17 protein-coding genes are annotated in these 16,028 nt (G+C 75.3%); 16 read left to right on the top strand and 1 reads right to left on the bottom strand.

Annotated features, from left to right (window positions below):
- Positions 1-5: 5 nt before the first annotated feature.
- The 16 genes from DQ240_RS03375 (at position 6) to tsaD (ending at position 14,574) form a co-directional block, all read left to right on the top strand.
- Positions 6-494, top strand: coding sequence for a carbonic anhydrase (locus DQ240_RS03375; RefSeq protein WP_113838225.1), 489 nt, complete (start codon positions 6-8; stop codon positions 492-494).
- On the top strand, positions 491-1,687 hold the full coding sequence (locus tag DQ240_RS23190; RefSeq protein ID WP_158548502.1) for a hypothetical protein: 1,197 nt from the start codon (positions 491-493) through the stop codon (positions 1,685-1,687). Before DQ240_RS03375 ends, DQ240_RS23190 begins: the two co-directional genes overlap by 4 nt.
- A gap of 220 nt (positions 1,688-1,907) precedes the next feature.
- Positions 1,908-2,351 carry a 50S ribosomal protein L13 gene (gene rplM, locus DQ240_RS03365; RefSeq protein ID WP_113838224.1) on the top strand — a complete coding sequence of 148 codons (444 nt, stop codon included), beginning with the start codon at positions 1,908-1,910 and terminating at the stop codon, positions 2,349-2,351.
- On the top strand, positions 2,348-2,767 hold the full coding sequence (gene rpsI, locus DQ240_RS03360) for a 30S ribosomal protein S9 (protein ID WP_113838223.1): 420 nt from the start codon (positions 2,348-2,350) through the stop codon (positions 2,765-2,767). The genes rplM and rpsI overlap by 4 nt, the downstream gene beginning before the upstream one ends.
- A gap of 8 nt (positions 2,768-2,775) precedes the next feature.
- Entirely contained in the window at positions 2,776-4,125 is a 1,350-nt protein-coding gene (glmM, locus tag DQ240_RS03355; RefSeq protein WP_113838222.1) for a phosphoglucosamine mutase, read from the top strand.
- A 27-nt stretch (positions 4,126-4,152) separates the two neighbouring features.
- Positions 4,153-6,042, top strand: coding sequence for a glutamine--fructose-6-phosphate transaminase (isomerizing) (glmS, locus tag DQ240_RS03350; protein WP_113838221.1), 1,890 nt, complete (start codon positions 4,153-4,155; stop codon positions 6,040-6,042).
- A gap of 94 nt (positions 6,043-6,136) precedes the next feature.
- Positions 6,137-7,000 (top strand): alpha/beta fold hydrolase, encoded by an 864-nt coding sequence (locus tag DQ240_RS03345; RefSeq protein WP_113838220.1) that lies wholly within the window; start codon positions 6,137-6,139, stop codon positions 6,998-7,000.
- 58 nt (positions 7,001-7,058) lie between these two features.
- Positions 7,059-7,451 (top strand): holo-ACP synthase, encoded by a 393-nt coding sequence (locus tag DQ240_RS03340; protein WP_113838219.1) that lies wholly within the window; start codon positions 7,059-7,061, stop codon positions 7,449-7,451.
- A gap of 76 nt (positions 7,452-7,527) precedes the next feature.
- Positions 7,528-8,976 (top strand): NAD(P)H-hydrate dehydratase, encoded by a 1,449-nt coding sequence (locus DQ240_RS03335; RefSeq protein WP_199589011.1) that lies wholly within the window; start codon positions 7,528-7,530, stop codon positions 8,974-8,976.
- Positions 8,977-8,980: 4 nt separating this feature from the next.
- Positions 8,981-10,120: an alanine racemase gene (alr, locus tag DQ240_RS03330; protein WP_113838218.1), complete on the top strand. Its 1,140-nt coding sequence runs from the start codon at positions 8,981-8,983 to the stop codon at positions 10,118-10,120.
- On the top strand, positions 10,120-11,307 hold the full coding sequence (locus tag DQ240_RS03325; protein WP_113838217.1) for an alpha/beta fold hydrolase: 1,188 nt from the start codon (positions 10,120-10,122) through the stop codon (positions 11,305-11,307). The genes alr and DQ240_RS03325 overlap by 1 nt, the downstream gene beginning before the upstream one ends.
- A gap of 15 nt (positions 11,308-11,322) precedes the next feature.
- A complete protein-coding gene (locus DQ240_RS03320; RefSeq protein WP_113838216.1) occupies positions 11,323-11,964 on the top strand; it encodes a uracil-DNA glycosylase in 642 nt (213 codons plus the stop codon).
- Positions 11,961-12,416 carry a tRNA (adenosine(37)-N6)-threonylcarbamoyltransferase complex ATPase subunit type 1 TsaE gene (tsaE, locus tag DQ240_RS03315; protein ID WP_113838215.1) on the top strand — a complete coding sequence of 152 codons (456 nt, stop codon included), beginning with the start codon at positions 11,961-11,963 and terminating at the stop codon, positions 12,414-12,416. The genes DQ240_RS03320 and tsaE overlap by 4 nt, the downstream gene beginning before the upstream one ends.
- Before the next feature lie 27 nt (positions 12,417-12,443).
- On the top strand, positions 12,444-13,082 hold the full coding sequence (gene tsaB / locus DQ240_RS03310) for a tRNA (adenosine(37)-N6)-threonylcarbamoyltransferase complex dimerization subunit type 1 TsaB (protein WP_113838214.1): 639 nt from the start codon (positions 12,444-12,446) through the stop codon (positions 13,080-13,082).
- A complete protein-coding gene (gene rimI / locus DQ240_RS03305; protein ID WP_233498457.1) occupies positions 13,079-13,543 on the top strand; it encodes a ribosomal protein S18-alanine N-acetyltransferase in 465 nt (154 codons plus the stop codon). The genes tsaB and rimI overlap by 4 nt, the downstream gene beginning before the upstream one ends.
- Positions 13,540-14,574, top strand: a complete 1,035-nt coding sequence (gene tsaD / locus DQ240_RS03300; protein ID WP_113838213.1) for a tRNA (adenosine(37)-N6)-threonylcarbamoyltransferase complex transferase subunit TsaD — start codon at positions 13,540-13,542, stop codon at positions 14,572-14,574. Before rimI ends, tsaD begins: the two co-directional genes overlap by 4 nt.
- Positions 14,575-14,596: 22 nt before the next feature.
- Here the strand turns inward: tsaD and DQ240_RS03295 are convergent, their stop codons facing one another.
- The gene (locus tag DQ240_RS03295) at positions 14,597-15,853 is read right to left on the bottom strand and encodes a class I SAM-dependent methyltransferase (RefSeq protein ID WP_113838212.1); all 1,257 of its coding nucleotides are present in this window, start codon (positions 15,851-15,853) and stop codon (positions 14,597-14,599) included.
- Positions 15,854-16,028 lie beyond the last annotated feature (175 nt).

Here is a 16,028-nt window from a genome sequence, read left to right as displayed (position 1 = left end):
GGTCGATGGCCGAGTACGAGCAGATGCTGGCAGCGAACGAGGAGTGGGCGCGGTCCTTCTCCGGAGGCCTCCCGGTCGCCCCCGCCCGCAAGGTCGCGGTCGTCGCCTGCATGGACTCGCGCATGCCGCTGTTCCCGCTGCTCGGCCTCGCCGTCGGCGACGCCCACGTCATCCGCAACGCCGGGGGCGTGATCACCGAGGACACGATCCGCTCGCTCACGATCTCCCAGCACGTGCTCGGCACCCGCGAGATCGTGCTCGTCCACCACACCGACTGCGGCCTGCAGAAGACCGACGACGCCTCCTTCGCCGACCTCGTCGAGCAGGCGACCGGGCACCGGCCGCCGTGGGCGGCGCGGACCTTCACCGACGTCGACGCCGACGTCCGGGAGTCGATCCGGCTGCTGCAGGAGAGCCCGTACCTGCTCTCCAAGGACGTCTGCGGCACCGTCTACGACGTCGCCACCGGACGGCTGCGCCAGGTCGGTCCGTGACCCGTCGCGCGCGGGCGCTCGCGACGGCGGTCCTGCCGCTGGCGGTGCTCGCCGCGTGCACGAGCAGCGTGGAGGGGGCGGCGAGTCCCGCGACCACGCCCGAGCCGTCGCCCAGCACCACCGCCGCGCCGGACACGACCGAGCCGAACATCGACGTCACCCCGCCGCCCCCGCGCGGGGTGGGGCTGCTGCTCGAGGCGCACCGGATCGCCTCGGTGACCGCGCTGGTCGAGACGAGCTTCCCGGACCGCACCGAGACGTGCTTCCCCGCCGGGCCCACCACCAGCCCCGGCGGGCTGGAGGGCACGTACTTCACGGCGGGCACCGCGTCCGAGATCGTCGAGCGCTGGGGCTTCGTCACCGCCTGGGGTCAGTGCAACCAGACCGCTGACGGCACCTACGGAACGATCACGCTGGTCATGGAGCTCTCCGACCCCGAGTCGGCCGCCCGGGCCGCCGAGGAGCTGGTCGCCGCGCAGGCCGTGGACGGCTACGAGGAGGTGCCGATCGACGCCGACGGTGGGGCGCTGCTGCTGACGCAGGGCAGCGACGCCACGGTGCAGGCGTTCGTGCCGGTCGGCCGCATGGTCGCCTACGTCTTCCACGAGGGCCCCGCCGCGGCGGCCGGCGACGACCTCACCCGGCTGCTCACCGACCAGGTGGGACTGCTCGAGGGGTTCACGCCGACACCGCAGGCCGACGTGCCGGCGCTGCCGACCGATCCCGACGGCCTGCAGGACCTGACGCTGGACCCGCCCGGGGAGTTCAACGACTTCTCCGGCCCCTACGACTTCGAGGGCTACCTGCGGATCGCGATCGACCCGGCGCGGGAGCGGGAGCTGCTCGGCGGCAACGGGTTCGCCGGGTTCTACGCCAAGCAGTCCGACGACGGCAGCACGCTGTTCGCGGTCGCGGTCTACCGGTTCGGCTCGATCGACCAGACCAACGCCGTCTACGACGGCTTCGCCGAGCTGGAGAGCACGGCCTTCGGCGGGACGCCGTTCGTGCTGCCGGCCATCCCCGAGGCGCCGTGCTTCGTGTTCGACGCCGGCAGCGCGGGCTTCTACCAGCGGTGCTACGTGGGGTTCCGGACCCAGCTGGCCAGCGTCGACGTCGGCGGGCTCACCGCGCCCGACGACTACGCGCGGATGAACGAGCTGCTCCCGGCGCAACGCGACCTGATCGACGACTGACGGAGGACCCCGTGCCCCCCCACCGCTCGCAGGCTCGCGGCGGGACCCTGCACGGGGGCCGTTCCGGGGTCGGGTAGCGCCTTCGGCCCCCGGTTCCCAGGCTGGTATCGTCGTCGGCTGGTGCGCGACCGCCGGCTGGTGCCCGCGCGCCGCAACGTCTCCCGTGCTCGGTGAGGCGGTTCCACCAGCCATCCCGACGACGACGGAGGACACGAGCGCCGTGCGCACGTACACCCCCAAGCCCGGCGAGATCGCCCGGACCTGGCACGTCATCGACGCCACCGACGTGGTGCTCGGTCGACTCGCCAGCCAGGTCGCGATCCTGCTCCGCGGCAAGCACAAGCCCCAGTTCGCTCCGCACCTCGACGTCGGTGACTTCGTCGTCGTCGTGAACGCGGGCAAGGTGGCCCTGACCGGTTCCAAGCGGGACGAGAAGGTCGCCTACCGCCACTCCGGCTACCCGGGCGGCCTCAAGACGATCAACGTCGGCGACCAGCTGCGCACGCACCCCGACCGCGTCATCGAGCGCGCGGTCAAGGGCATGCTGCCGCACAACAGCCTGGGCCGTCAGATGCTCAAGAAGCTGAAGGTGTACGCCGGTGCCGAGCACCCGCACACCGCCCAGCAGCCCCAGACCTTCGAGATCAAGCAGGTGGCCCAGTGACCAGCTCGCTGACCGTGACCGACGCCGACGGGCGTCCGATCCAGACCGTCGGCCGGCGCAAGGAGGCCGTGGTCCGCGTGCGGCTGCTGCCCGGCACCGGCCAGTTCCGGCTGAACGGCCGCACCATCGAGGACTACTTCCCGAACAAGGTGCACCAGCAGCTCATCCGCGAGCCCCTCACCATCCTGGAGAAGGGCGAGCAGTACGACGTCGTCGGCCTGCTGCACGGTGGCGGCGTCTCGGGCCAGGCCGGCGCGCTGCGCCTGGCGATCGCCCGGGCGCTCATCGAGGTCGAGCCCGAGGACCGTCCGGCCCTCAAGAAGGCCGGCTTCCTGACCCGTGACGCCCGCGTCACCGAGCGCAAGAAGTACGGCCTGAAGAAGGCCCGCAAGGCGCCGCAGTACAGCAAGCGCTGACCCGCGTCGTGGGTCGCCTGTTCGGGACCGACGGCGTTCGAGGTCGGGCGAACGACGACCTCACGCCGGAGTTGGCCCTCGCGGTGGCACGTGCCGCCGCAGGCGTGCTCGCCGACCGCGACGGGACCTCGCGTCCCGTCGCGGTCGTCGGGCGCGATCCCCGCGCCAGCGGGGAGATGCTCGAGGCCGCGGTGGTCGCGGGTCTGTCGAGCGTCGGTGCCGAGGTGCTGCGCGTGGGCGTGCAGCCCACGCCGGCGGTCGCCTTCCTCACCGCGGACACCGGCGCCGACCTCGGCGTGATGATCTCCGCTAGCCACAACCCGATGCCCGACAACGGCATCAAGTTGTTCTCGCGCGGCGGCCACAAGCTCCCCGACGCCGTCGAGGCGGCGATCGAGCACACGATCACCACGCAGCGCCGCCGTACCGACGGCCACCGGCCCACCGGGACGGAGATCGGCCGCGTCCGCGACCTGACCGACGGCGGTGCCCGCTACGCCGAGCACCTGCTGAGCACGGTCGACCAGCCCCTGACCGGGCTCACCGTCGTCGTCGACTGCGCCCACGGCGCCGCCGCGGGGATCGCCCCCGAGGTCTACCGGCGCGCGGGCGCGACGGTGCACGTCATCGGTGGCGAGCCCGACGGCTGGAACATCAACGACGGCATCGGGTCCACCCACCTCGGCCCGCTGATCGAGGCGGTGCACGCGCACGGCGCGGACCTGGGCATCGCCCACGACGGCGACGCGGACCGCTGCCTCGCCGTGGCCGCCGATGGCGAGCAGGTGGACGGCGACGCGATCCTCGCGGTCTGCGCGCTCGGGCTCAAGGAGCGCGGCGCCCTGCGCGAGGACACCGTCGTCGCCACGGTGATGAGCAACCTCGGCTTCCACCACACGATGCGCCGGGCCGGCATCGCCGTGCAGACCACCGCGGTCGGCGACCGCTACGTGCTCGAGGCGCTGCGTCGGGGGGAGCTCAGCCTCGGCGGCGAGCAGAGCGGTCACCTCGTGTTCCTCGACCACGCGACGACCGGTGACGGGCTGCTGACGGCGCTGGCGCTGCTCGGGCGGATGAAGTCCACCGGCGCCTCGCTGGCCGAGCTGGCGTCCGTCGTCGAGCGGCTGCCCCAGGTGCTGGTGAACGTGCCGGTGCGCGACCGGATCGCCGTCGTGGAGAGCGACGCCGTCGCGGACGCGGTCAACGCCGCCGAGGCCGAGCTCGGGGAGGACGGCCGGGTGCTGCTGCGGCCCTCGGGCACCGAGCAGCTCGTCCGCGTCATGATCGAGGCGCCCACCCAGGCGCAGGCCGACGAGGTCGCCCGCCGCCTCGCGGAGGTCGTCGCCGCCGTCAGGTGACCGGCTCCCGCCGGTACCCTCGGTCGAATGTGCGGCATCGTGGGTTACGTCGGTCCGCAGGACGCGCTGGACGTCGTCCTGGAGGGTCTGCGCCGGCTCGAGTACCGGGGCTACGACTCCGCGGGCGTGGCGGTCCGGGTCGGCAACGGCGCGAGCGGCGAGCTGGCCTCGGCGAAGAAGGCCGGCAAGCTGGCCAACCTGGAGAAGGTGCTGGCCGACCAGCCCCTCCCGTCCTCCACCATCGGCATCGGGCACACCCGCTGGGCCACGCACGGCGGGCCGACCGACCGCAACGCGCACCCGCACCTGTCGGCCGACGGACGCGTCGCCGTCATCCACAACGGCATCATCGAGAACTTCGCGGCGCTGCGGACCGAGTGCGAGAAGCGCGGGATCGAGTTCTCCTCCGAGACCGACACCGAGGTCGTCGCACACCTGCTGGCCGCCGCCTACGACGAGGCGCCCGCCGGGGTCGACCGGTTCGCCGAGGCCATGCGGGCCGTCTGCCGGCGTCTGGAGGGCGCCTTCACCCTCGTGGCGACCCATGCCGACGAACCCGACACGGTGGTCGCCGCCCGCCGGAACAGCCCCCTGGTGGTGGGCGTCGGCGAGACCGCCGACGGCACGCCCGAGTACTTCCTCGGCTCCGACGTCGCCGCGTTCATCGCGCACACCCGCGAGGCGCGCGAACTGGGTCAGGACCAGGTCGTCGAGATCGACCGCGCCCGCGGGCTGACGGTCACCGACTTCTCCGGCGCACCCGCCGAGCCCAAGGCCTACACCGTCGACTGGGACGCCGCGGCCGCCGAGAAGGGCGGCTACGACTGGTTCATGCTCAAGGAGATCGCCGAGCAGCCCCGCGCCGTCGCCGACACCCTGCTCGGCCGCCTCGGTGAGCACGGGGAGCTGGTCCTCGACGAGGTGCGGCTGTCCGACCAGGAACTGCGCGACATCGACAAGGTGTTCGTCGTCGCCTGCGGCACGGCCTACCACGCCGGCCTGATCGCGAAGTACGCGATCGAGCACTGGACCCGCATCCCCGTCGAGGTCGAGGTGGCCAGCGAGTTCCGCTACCGCGACCCGGTCCTCGACCGGTCCACGCTCGTCGTCGTCATCAGCCAGTCCGGCGAGACGATGGACACGCTCATGGCCCTGCGCCACGCCAAGGACCAGAAGGCCCGTGTCCTCGCGATCTGCAACGCCAACGGCTCGACCATCCCGCGGGAGTCCGACGCCGTCCTCTACACGCACGCCGGGCCCGAGGTGGCCGTCGCCTCGACCAAGGGCTTCACCACCCAGGTCGTGGCCTGCTACCTCGTCGGCCTGTTCCTGGCGCAGGTGCGCGGGCTAAAGTACGAGGACGAGGTCGCGGCCATCGTCGAGGACCTCCGCGCGCTGCCGGACAAGGTCGCCGAGGTGCTCGAGCAGATGGAGCCGGTGCGCGCGCTCGGCCGGTCGCTGGCCGACGCGAACACGATCCTGTTCCTCGGCCGGCACGTGGCCTTCCCCGTGGCCCTGGAGGGTGCGCTCAAGCTCAAGGAGCTCGCCTACATCCACGCCGAGGGGTTCGCGGCCGGTGAGCTCAAGCACGGCCCCATCGCGCTGATCGACCAGGGCACGCCTGTGATCGTCGTCGTGCCGTCCCCGCGCAGCCGGGAGTCGGTGCACGGCAAGGTCGTCTCCAACATCCAGGAGGTCCGGGCCCGCGGGGCGCGCACGATCGTGATCGCGGAGGAGGGCGACGAGGACGTCGTCCCCTACGCCGACCACGTGATCCGGGTGCCGCGCACGCCGACGCTCCTGGCGCCGGTCGTGACCACCGTCCCGCTCCAGGTGCTGGCGTGCGAGATCGCCGACACCCGCGGCTACGACGTCGACCAGCCGCGGAACCTGGCCAAGAGCGTCACGGTCGAGTGAAGGACCTCGCTGCCCCCGCGCCTCGCAGGCTCGTCGCGGGCCTGCAGCGAGGCCGGGTGTGGTTGCGGAAGGCAAGCACCCTACTGTCCGAAGGATGACCACCACCGACGCGCCGGCACCGGTCTCCTACGACTGCGGGGACGTCGTCCTGCGCGGGGACCGCTGGTCCGGCGGGGCCCGCGGCGAGGTGCTGTTCCTGCACGGTGGGGGCCAGACCCGGCACTCCTGGGGTGGCGCCGCCCGCGAGCTCGCCGCACGGGGCTGGACCACCACGACCCTGGACCTGCGCGGGCACGGCGACAGCGACTGGTCGCCGGACGGCACGTACGGCATGGACCGCTACGCCGGCGACATCGTGCAGGTGGTCGCGCGGCTCGGCCGCGGCGTGGTCCTGGTGGGCGCCTCGCTCGGCGGGCTCACCTCGCTGACCGTCGCCGGCCGGGACGCCGACGCCGCGCGGGCGCTGGTCCTCGTCGACATCGTGCCGCGCACGGCGCCCGAGGGCGTGAAGCGGATCGGCGACTTCATGCGCGCCCACCTCGACGGGTTCGACGACCTCGACCAGGTCGCCGACGCGGTCGCGGCCTACACGCAGCGCCCGCGGCGGAACAACCCCGAGGGGTTGAAGAAGAACGTCCGGCAGCGCGAGGACGGTCGCTGGTACTGGCACTGGGACCCCGCGATGATGTCGATCGTCCCGGACGACGAGCCCCGCCCCGGGGTCCAGCCGGAACCGTTGATGGATCTCGCCCGCACCGTGACGCTGCCGGTGCTGGTCGTCCGCGGTGGCCGCTCCGACGTCGTCGACGACCAGGGCATCGAGGAGTTCCTGGCCGCCGTCCCCACCGCCCGCGTGGTGGACGTCGCCGAGGCCGGGCACATGGTGGCCGGGGACGACAACGACGACTTCACCAGCGCCGTCGACGCCTTCCTCGAGGAGCTGGACCGCCCGGTCTGAGCCGCGCCCCGGCGAGGAGCACTTCGCACGCGAAAGTCCCCCGGGGGAGACTGACCCGGTGATCATCGGGATCGGCATCGACGTCGTCCCCGTCGACCGCTTCGCCGCTTCGCTGGCGCGCACCGCCGGTCTGCGGGACCGGCTGTTCACCGCCGAGGAGCAGCGCACTCCGTCGGGGGCGCCGCGCACCGGTGAGTCGCTGGCGGCACGGTTCGCGGCCAAGGAGGCGCTGGCCAAGGCCCTCGGCGCGCCCGGGGACCTGCACTGGCACGACGCGGAGGTGACCGTGGGCGAGCACGGCCGTCCGCAGCTGAGCGTGCGCGGCTCGGTCGCCCGGCGGGCCCACCAGCTGGGCGTCACGTCCTGGCACCTGTCGCTGAGCCACGACGGCGGGATCGCCTCCGCGTTCGTGCTCGCCGAGGGGATCCCCCGCATCGAGGAGGCGCCGTGACCGAGCTCGCGAGGTCACGCATGGGCAGAGCATCGCGACCGATCACGGGGGCGACGAGCGCCAGCGAGGAGACACCGTGATCGGGCTGTACACCGCGGACGAGGTCCGGGCGGCCGAGGAGCCGCTGCTCGCGGCCGGCCCCGAGGGTGCGCTGATGCAGCGGGCCGCGACCGGCCTGGCCACGGTCTGCCTGCGGCTGCTCGGCCGCGCCCACGGCACCCGGGTCACCGCGCTGGTCGGCGGGGGGAACAACGGCGGCGACGCGCTCTTCGCCGGTGCGCGCCTGGCCGGCCGTGGTGTGCGGGTGACCGCCGTCCTGCTCGACCCCGACCGCACGCATCCGGCGGGGCTGGCGGCGCTGCGCCGGGCCGGTGGCCGGGTGGTCGGTCCAGATGCAGCGACCGGGCTCGACCGCGCCGACCTCGTGCTCGACGGGATCGTCGGCCTCGGCGCCCGTGGCGGACTGCGCCCGGGCGCGGCGCGGCTCGTGGCGGAGGCGGCGGCCGGGCCGGGGCTCATGGTCGCCGTCGACCTGCCCAGCGGGGTCGACCCCGACACCGGCGCGGTCGAGGGGGAGGCATTCCCCGCCCAGCACACGGTGACCTTCGGTGCGGTGAAGCCCGGGCTGGTCGTGGGGGAGGGGCGCGCCCACGCCGGGGAGGTGCACCTCGTCGACATCGGCCTGGCGCTGCCCCCCGCGGGCGCCGTCCGGCTCACCGACGACGACGTCGCGGCCCGGCTCGACCCGCCGACCGACGACGACGACAAGTACTCCCGCGGGGTCGTCGGCGTGGTCGCCGGCTCCTCGACCTACCCGGGGGCCGCCGTCCTCTGCACCGGTGCCGCGCTGCGCACCCGCCCGGGGCTGGTCCGCTACGCCGGGACGGCGGCCGCGGGCGTGCGGGCCGCCTGGCCCGAGGCGATCGTCACCGAGGGTCGCCCCGCCGACGCCGGCCGGGTGCAGGCCTGGGTGGTGGGCCCCGGCATGGGCATCGACGACGCCGCGGCCGACGTCGTCGCCGAGGTGCTGGCCACCGACCTGCCGGTGCTGCTCGACGCCGACGCGCTGACCCTGGCCGCCCGCCGGCCGGACCTCGTCCGCGACCGGGAGGCGCCCACGGTGCTGACCCCGCACGACCGCGAGTACGCCCGGTTCGGCAGCGAGGTCGGCACCGACCGGATCGGCGCGGCCCGCCGGCTGGCCGCCGACCTCGGCGCCGTCGTGCTGCTGAAGGGGGCGGCCACCGTCGTGGCGGCACCCGAGGGTGCGGCATTCGTCAACGGCACGGGCACGCCGTGGCTGGCCACCGCCGGCACCGGCGACGTCCTCTCCGGCATCGCCGGCGCGCTGCTGGCCACCGGTCTGCCCGCGGCCGAGGCGGCCGCCGCCGCCGCCCACGTGCACGGCCGCGCCGGCCAGGTCGCCGCCCAGGAGGGACCGCTGATCGCGGGGGACCTGGTGCGCCGGCTCCCCGCGACTCTCGCCCGCCTGCGCCGGGGCGGAGGCCCCGGCCTGGGAGGATGAGCGGATGAGCAGTGCACCCGCCCGCGCCGAACTGGTCGTGGACCTCGACGCGATCGCGGCCAACACCGCGGCCCTGCGCGAGCGCGTGGACCGGCCGCTGATGGCCGTGGTCAAGGCCGACGCCTACGGCCACGGGCTGGTCCCCTCCGCCCGCGCGGCCCTGGCCGGCGGTGCCGACGCGCTGGGCGTGGCGGTCGTCGAGGAGGCCCTCGCCCTGCGCGCCGCCGGCGTGACCGCGCCGCTGCTGGCCTGGCTCAACGCCCCCGGCGAGGACTACGTCGCCGCGCTGACCGCCGACGTCGAGGTGTCGGCCAACGCCGTCTGGGGCGTCGAGGAGGTCGTCGCCGCCGCCCGGACCACCGGCCGCACCGCCCGGCTGCACCTCAAGGTCGACACCGGCCTCTCCCGCGGCGGGGCGACCCCCGACGAGTGGCCGGCCCTCGTCGCCGCGGCGGCGGGGGCCCAGGCCGACGGCGCCGTCGAGGTGGTCGGCCTGTGGAGCCACCTGGCCTACGCCGACGCGCCCACCCACCCCACCATCGGCCGGCAGAAGGCGGTGTTCGAGGAGGCGGTCACGGTGGCCCGCGACGCCGGCCTGCGCGACGCCCGCCGGCACCTGGCCAACTCCGCCGCGACCGTCGCGCTGCCGGAGACCTGGTACGACCTGGTCCGCCCCGGCATCGCGATCTACGGGCTGGACCCCCTCGGCGGCGACCCGGCCGCGTACGGGCTGCGCCCGGCCATGACCGTCGAGGCGCGGGTGATGCTCACCAAGCGGGTGCCGGCCGGCGTCGGGGTCTCCTACGGCCACACCTACTCGCCGTCGACGGAGACGACCCTGGCCGTCGTCCCGGTCGGCTACGCCGACGGCATCCCGCGCGCGGCCAGCAACCGCGCCCCCGTCCTCGCCGGCGGGGCGCAGCGGCCGATCGCCGGCCGCGTCTGCATGGACCAGTTCGTGCTCGACGTCGGGGACGCCCCGGTCCGCGCCGGTGACCGCGTCGTGCTGTGGGGGCCGGGTACCGACGGCGAGCCGACCGCCCAGCAGTGGGCCGACGCCGCCGACACCATCCACTACGAGCTCGTGGCCCGGATCGGTGGCCGGTTCACCCGGCGCCACGTCGGCACGGCGGGGACGGTCTGATGGCCACGCGGAAGAAGTCCACCTCCCACGGGCCGCACCACACCGCCGGCGTCGTCGCGGGTGTGGCGGGCCTGGCCGCGGCCGGCACCGCGGTCGGGGTGGCCGTGCACCGGCACGCCGCCCGCCGGGTCGACGCCGAGCGCCTCGGCTCCGCGGCCGGGCTGCCGGCCGAGGCCACCGACGCCGAGCTGCGCGAGGACGACCCGCTCGGGCCGGCGTCCCGCCGCGCGGACCGCACCGCGCTGGTGCAGGCCGACGACGGCGTGCTGCTGGCGGTGGAGGAGGTCGGCCCCCCGGACGCGCCGCTGACCGTCGTCTTCGTGCACGGCTACACGCTGTCGATGAACTCCTGGACCTACCAGCGCCGCTCCCTGGGCGCCGAACTGGCGACGGCCAACGGCTCCCGGCCGAAGGCGCGGCTGGTCTTCTACGACCAGCGCGGGCACGGCGGTTCCGGCCGTGGCCCGGCCGAGCACTCGACGATGGAGCAGCTCGGCCGCGACCTCGCCGCCGTGATCGAGACCCGGGTGCCGCGCGGTCCCGTGGTCCTGGTCGGGCACTCGATGGGCGGCATGACCGTGATGGCCCTGGCCGACCTCCACCCCGAGCTCTTCGGCACCCGGGTCGTCGGCGTCGCGCTGATGTCCACCTCCAGCGGCAACCTCGCCGACCTGTCCTTCGGTCTGCCCGAGCTGCTCACCCGGCTGCGGGCCGCCGTCATCCCGGTCGCCGCGTGGACGATGCGCCGCCGGCCCGGGTTCGCCGAGCGGACCCGCCGGCTGGCCGCGTCGGTGGTGTCGGCGGCCACCTGGTCGCTGTCGTTCGCCTCGCGCGACGTCGACCCGCGGCTCGGCCGCTACGTCGACTCGATGATCGCCGGCACCCCGGTCGACGTGATCGCGGAGTTCTACCCGGCGCTGGCCGGCCTGGACGAGACCGGGTCGCTGGTGCCGCTGCGCGCCGTCCCCACGCTGGTGCTCACCGGCGACAGCGACACCCTCATCCCGCCGACGCACAGCGAGAAGCTGGTCGAGCTCCTCGGCGGGCCGGACGCCGACCGGGTGGAGCACGAGGTCGTCGCCGACGCCGGCCACATGGTGCCGCTGGAGAAGCCGGCCGAGGTCACCGCGGCGCTGTCGGCCCTCATCCGCCGGGTCACCGCCGAGCGGACCGTCGTCCCCGCGTGAAATAGGGTCGGCTTCGTGGCCGCCCCCCGTCCGCCCCGGTTCGACGCCGCGGCCGAGGAGGTCGCCCGCACCGCCGCGGCCGCGCCCGACTGGGAGTCGCTCGCCACCTCGGCCCGCGGCTGCGTCGCCTGCCCCGAGCTGGCCGCCACCCGCCAGCACGTCGTCGTCGGGGACGTGCCGGGGTCCGGCCGACCGCGCGTGCTCGTCGTCGGCGAGGCCCCCGGAGCGACCGAGGACGAGACCGGCCGTCCGTTCGTGGGGAAGAGCGGTGCCCTGCTCGACCAGCTGCTGGGCGAGGCCGGTCTGGACCGCCGGGAGGTGGCGGTCGTCAACATCGTGAAGTGCCGTCCGCCGGGCAACCGCACGCCGAAGGCGCCGGAGGTGGCCCGCTGCAGCGGCTGGCTGCGCCGGCAGCTCGAGCTGCTGGACCCGCCGGTCGTCGTCGCGCTGGGCCTGTCCAGCGCCAAGTGGTTCCTGGGCCCGAGGACCGTGCTGGCCCGTGCCCGCGAGGAGGGGCCGGTGACCTGGGAGGGCCGGGAGCTGTTCGTGACCTACCACCCGTCGGCGGCCATCCGGTTCGGCCCGAACGGGGCACCGCGGGCCGCGCTCGCCACCGACCTGCGCCGGGTGGCGCAGGCGGTCGGGGAGGCGTCGTGAAGCGGGAGCACGTGCTGCCGACGCCGGAGGACACCCGGGCGCTGGGGGCCGCCCTGGCCGGGATCGTCCGCCCCGGTGACCTCGTCGTGCTGGTCGGTCCGCTCGGTGCCGGCAAGACCGCGCTCACCCAGGGGATCGGCGCAGCGCTCGGCGTGCGCGAGCCGGTCACCTCGCCGACCTTCGTCATCGCCCGGGTGCACCGCGGCGGCCGGCTGCCCCTGGTGCACGTCGACGCCTACCGGCTGGGCGGGGTCGCCGACGTGGACGACCTCGACCTCGATGCCTCGACCGCCGAGTCGGTCACGGTCGTCGAGTGGGGGCAGGGGCTGGTCGAGCAGCTCGCCGACGAGCACCTCGAGGTGCGCCTGGACCGCCGCGACGACGACGTGCGCACCGCCGTCCTCGTCCCGCACGGCCCCGGCTGGGAGCAGCGGCTCGGCGACCAGCCCTGACGGGACGCGTCAGTAGGCTGGTTCCTCGTGCTGGTACTGGCCCTCGACACCGCGACCCCGACCCTGCTCGCGGGGGTGGCGCGCCGCTCCGCCGACGGCGCGGTCGAGGTGCTCGCCGAGCGCGCCGTCCCCTCCGGCACCCGGCACGCCGAGCTGCTGACGCCCGCCATCCGCGACGTCCTCGCCGAGGCGGGGGCGACGCTCGGCGACATCGGCGCGGTGGTGACCGGTCTGGGGCCGGGCCCCTTCACCGGCCTGCGGGTCGGGATCGTCACCGCCGCGGCGATCGCCGACGCCCGCGGACTGCCGGTGGTCGGCGTCTGCTCGCTGGACGCCGTCGGCGACGGGGCGCGGACGGTGGTCACCGACGCCCGCCGCAAGGAGGTCTACTGGGCCGCCTACGACGCCTCCGGCGCGCGGGTCCAGGGCCCCGACGTCGTCCGGCCGGAGGGCGCGGAGCTGCCCGGACCGTTCGTCGGCGACCCGGCGTTCGCCGCCCGCCTCGGCGCGCCGGTGGAGGCGGCCGAGGTGACGACGACGGGGCTGCTGCGCGCGGCGGCCGGTCAGCTCGACGACCCGGCGGCCGCCGCCCCGCTGGTGCCGCTCTACCTGCGCCGTCCCGACGCCACCCCGCCGACGTCGTTCAAGCCGGTGACCACGTCGTGAGCGACGTCCGCCTGCGGCCGATGCGGCTGGCCGACCTGCCCCGGGTCATGGAGCTGGAGGAGGAGCTGTTCGCGCCCGACACGTGGACCGTGTCGATGTACCGCGACGAGCTCTCCCGCACCGACACCCGGCACTACCTGGTGGCCGTGGCGGAGGGCCCCGGCGGGGACGACGCCGTCGTCGGCTACGCCGGGCTGATCGCCTACGACGACGAGGCCCACGTGGCGACCATCGGCGTCAGCGGCACGCGGCAGGGGCAGGGGATCGGCGCGCTCCTGCTCGACGCCCTGCTGGCCGAGGCCGACCGGCGCAGCCCCGTCGTCCTGCTGGAGGTCCGGGCGGACAACGAGGTGGCCCAGGGGCTCTACCGCCGCCGCGGGTTCGCCGAGATCGGCCGGCGCCGCGGCTACTACCAGCCCAGCGGCACCGACGCCGTGGTGATGAGACGGGAGAAGCTGTGACGGAGCCACTGGTGCTCGGGTTCGAGACCTCGTGCGACGAGACCGGCGTCGGGCTGGTGCGGGGCCGCACGCTGCTCTCCGACGCGCTCGCCACGTCGATGGCCGAGCACGAGCGCTTCGGTGGCGTGGTCCCGGAGATCGCCTCGCGCGCGCACCTGGAGGCGATGGTCCCGACCGTGCACCGCGCGCTGGCCGAGGCCGGCGTGCAGGCCTCCGACGTCGACGCCGTCGCGGTGACCGCGGGGCCGGGGCTGACCGGCGCGCTGCTGGTCGGTCTGGCCGCGGCCAAGGCGTACGCACTGGCGCTCGACGTGCCGCTGTACGGGGTCAACCACCTGGCCGCCCACGTCGCCGTCGACGAGCTGCAGCACGGCGCGCTCGAGGAGCCGTCGATGGCGCTGCTGGTCTCCGGCGGGCACAGCTCGCTGCTGCTGGTGCCGGACCTCTCCCGCGACGTCGTGTCCCTGGGCCGCACGGTGGACGACGCGGCGGGGGAGGCGTTCGACAAGGTGGCCCGCGTGCTGGGCATGCCCTTCCCGGGCGGTCCGCCGATCGACCGGGCGGCGCGCGAGGGCGACGGCTCGGCCATCGCGTTCCCGCGTGGGCTGACCGGGCCCCGCGACGCCCCCTACGACTTCTCGTTCTCCGGGCTGAAGACCGCCGTCGCCCGCTGGGTGGAGGCCCGCGAGCGGGCCGGCGAGCCGGTCCCGGTGGCCGACGTCGCCGCGTCGTTCCAGGAGGCGGTCGCCGACGTGCTCACCGCCAAGGCGGTGCGGGCCTGCCGCGACCACGGCGTGGACCACCTCGTCCTCGGCGGCGGAGTGGCGGCGAACTCGCGGCTGCGCGCGCTGGCCGAGGAGCGGTGCGCGGCGGCCGGCATCGTGTTGCGGGTGCCCAGCCCCCGGCTGTGCACCGACAACGGTGCGATGGTCGCCGCCCTCGGCTCCCGGCTGGTCGCGGCCGGGGTCGCCCCCTCGGCGCCCGACCTGGGCGCGGACAGCTCGCTGCCCATCGACGTCGTCCGCCCCTAGGAGCCTCCCGCGCGCGAAAGGCTCATGGGAGGCCGCAGACGAGTGCGGTGGGCTTTCCGGCGACCCGGGTGACGACGACGGTGGCGGACGACTCGCCCGGTCCCCGCAGCTGCCGGGCCAGCTCCTCCGGCTCGATCGCCGAACCGCGCTTCTTGACCGTCACCCGGCCGACGCCACGGGACCGCAGCAGCGCCTTGAGCTTCTTGAGGTTGAACGGCAGCACCTCGTCGACGCGGTACGAGGTCACCCAGGGGGAGTCCGCCGGCGCGTCGGAGGTCAGGTAGGCGATCGTCGGGTCCACCAGCGTCGCCTCGAGCTCGGCGGCCGCCAGCGACACCAGACCCGAGCGGATGACCGCCGGGTCCGGCTCGTGCAGCCAGCCGCGCACCGGTCCGGTCGGCGCGTGCCCGGGGTCGGCGTCGGCGGTGAGCTCGTGCGCCGTGCGACCGGCAGGGCCGTCCTGCACGACGGTCGCCCGCCGCCAGACCGACGAGACCGCCCGGCCCCACAGCAGGGCCTCCACGATCGACCCCCGCACCGAGACCCACTCGGCCTCCACGCCCTCGGGCACCCGGTCGTGGTCCAGGCCGGGCGCGACCTTGACCGCGGTGACCGGCACCCGGTCGAGGAGGTCGACCACGGTCGACCAGGGCGGGGACCAGCGGTCGGGGTCCAGCAGCCGCCGTCCGCCGGCCCGCCGGGCGGGGTCGAGGACGGCGGCCGCGCAGTTGGCCACCTCGCCGCCCCGCGCCGCCGCGACGAGCTCGACGGCGTCGCCGGCCACCACCCACACCCGGTCGGCCAGGCCCAGGGCCTCGACGTTGGCCGCGGTCAGCTCCCGCGCCAGCGGGTCGACGTCGACGGCGAGCACGCTCGCGCCGGCCCGCGCGAGGGCGATGGTGTCGGTGCCGGCGGCGCAGCCGAGGTCGGCGACCGAGTCGACCTCGTCCCCGCCGGCGGCCAGCAGCCGGGCGGCCCGCCGCGCGGCGAGCTCCGGCCGGCCGGCCTGCTCCAGGGTGTCGGTGGTCAGGAACAGCCGGTCGGCGTCCGCGCCGAAGACCGGCCGGGCCCGGACGCGCAGGCGGGCGTACCCCCAGGCGGGTCCGGCCAGCTCCGCGCCGACGGTGGCGCGCAGCCGGTCGAGCCCGGCCAGGACGTCGACCCCCGCGGTGTGCAGCGAGGTGGCGAGCTCGAGGGCCGCGGCGCCCTCGGCGGTGCGGAGCAGGGCGAGCTGCTCGAGAGCCCCCTCCGGATGGGGTCCGGACGTGTCGGCGGGCACGGCGACAGCGTGACGCACCGGTCCAGCACACCGACGGGGGACCCGCTTGAGGGGCTGGCACTCTCGTGGGTAGAGTGCCAGACGACACGGCAGCCGCCTGACCCCCGCGACGGCAGGTGTGCAGGTCCGTGCCACAGCATCAGCACCATCCCCCAGTCCGTCCGATCCCGAAGGG

It is taken from the genome of Blastococcus sp. TF02A-26 (assembly GCF_003319125.1).
GTDB lineage: Bacteria > Actinomycetota > Actinomycetes > Mycobacteriales > Geodermatophilaceae > Trujillonella.
This window is presented reverse-complemented; position numbering and strand designations above follow the sequence as displayed.